Source organism: Limnospira sp. PMC 1279.21 (assembly GCF_032349615.1).
GTDB lineage: Bacteria > Cyanobacteriota > Cyanobacteriia > Cyanobacteriales > Microcoleaceae > Limnospira > Limnospira fusiformis.
This window is the reverse complement of record NZ_JARPLU010000352.1, coordinates 1-1,816: the sequence shown is the minus strand read 5'-3', so window position 1 is coordinate 1,816 and position 1,816 is coordinate 1. Positions and strand designations below refer to the sequence as shown.

At 46.5% G+C, this 1,816-nt stretch carries 2 protein-coding genes; both read right to left on the bottom strand.

From position 1 onward, the window contains the following. Positions 1-183 precede the first annotated feature (183 nt). Complete coding sequence (locus P5683_RS24475; protein WP_006625810.1) at positions 184-966, bottom strand: glycoside hydrolase family protein; 783 nt, start codon at positions 964-966, stop codon at positions 184-186. 9 nt (positions 967-975) lie between these two features. Continuing rightward, positions 976-1,635 (bottom strand): NAD(P)H-binding protein, encoded by a 660-nt coding sequence (locus tag P5683_RS24470; protein WP_006625809.1) that lies wholly within the window; start codon positions 1,633-1,635, stop codon positions 976-978. Positions 1,636-1,816 lie beyond the last annotated feature (181 nt).

Here is a 1,816-nt window from a genome sequence, read left to right as displayed (position 1 = left end):
GAGGTTATTTCAGGCATTGCAGCCTTATTTCACTCCTAAACGTCTCGCACCAATACTTCTTATGATAATAACTCTGAGCCTGACTGGCAACCGCCTGGCTGTCATCCCGACACCCACCTAAAGGGAAGGGATGCGGGGATGAAAGCGAATGGATCTAACTCTGGGGATGAAATGGATGTGCTTTTACTCCGAGAGATAGAGTTCCTCTTGCAGGACTTGTTCATAAACCCTGGGGAGGGAACTGGTCATCATATTATCCTCAATCCCATATCCTAAACTGGTCCAAGTTCCTGAGAGCAACTTCAAAACTTCATTGAGTCGTCCCTCTTGTAACATTCGGGAAATATCGACACCCCAAAAATCCTGATCCAATAACCAACGATAAACTACTAGGTCTTGATATTCTGGCTCAAAACTATAGGGATGCCAATACCAAAATCTGGCAGGTTTGGGATGGTAGCGATCGGCCATCTGTTCCCAGGTAGATGATAAAAACTGGTAACGTCCGGCCGCCGTGGTGCATTTACCTTGATTGGGTCCAGCAACAATGGTAACACAGCGATCGGGGTGGTGACTCAAATCTGAGACATACTTGCCACCGTAAATGACATGATAGGGTCGCGGATAATTAGACTCACTGGCTGAAATCGTCCGCATAAGAGATCTAATGTAAGGATCACCTCCGCGCATGACTAACGGTGGCCATTCATTACTAAGATGGTGGTCGATCGCCACCCGACCTTCACCAAATCGGGTAACAACCTGACCCCATAGCCAACCGACCCCCCAGAGTAGCAAAAAACTCAGTAACAGAAGTTTGAATAACCCTCCTCTGCGCCGAGTCCGTCGATATGGCATCCCCGCCAATGGTGATGGCATCATTTCAGGAGTCAAATCGCCGCCTGCTATAGTTTTCGATCGCACCACACGGCGATCGCGTCTTCTAGGGGATCTTGATTGGTGCATAATCAACCATTAAGGCACACTAGCGAACAACTGAGAGAGGGAGTTTTGTGGTTCTCCCGGTTTACTGACAACTTCCACAATTTTATTACCAGCCTCTGGCACAAATAAAGCCTCTACAGACACTTGAGCCACCTGAGTCCGGGGAATACTGCCATCAAACAAAGTATCCGGGGCCCCCATAACAATGGGATAATCAGTCTCCTCATTTTTCAAACCCCCAGGCCTAACAATAGTATAAGTCAACCCGCTATTTTGTAGATACTCCTCAGCTTGTTTCTTCCACAGCAAAATCAACCAGAACAGATTGAGAGGGTGAAACAACTGTGACACACACAACGACGAGACCATTACAAAATGCTGAATTCCCTTATCCTTAGAAACATTGACCAAATTCTTAGTCCCCTCGTAATCCACCCGATAGGGACTCGTGAAGTCGAAACTGGGAGTCGCACCCGTTGCACACAAAACCACCGTACTATCACCGATACAATCTACCAAAGTTTTCGGGTCCAATACATCCCCGACTACAATCTCGACTTGCTCCGGAAACATACCCTTAGCCTTCTGCAAATCTCTAACCATAGCGCGGACAGGGATTTGCCGTTCACAAAGAGCCTGGACAATTCGGCGACCTGTTTGACCTGTCGCACCTGCTACAAATGCCTTCATCTGTTACACCTATGCTCAACCCAGTGAAATGCCAGCCATTTTTCCTAAAAAAATAATGGTAGATTTATTGTAGCGGTTTTACCGAGCTACAAGGCATTCTAGTAGATAGAAGCAAATGGCATATTCGAGGAGCATGATTTAATCTCAAATTAGGTTAACATTTTACGGCAATACGGTATAA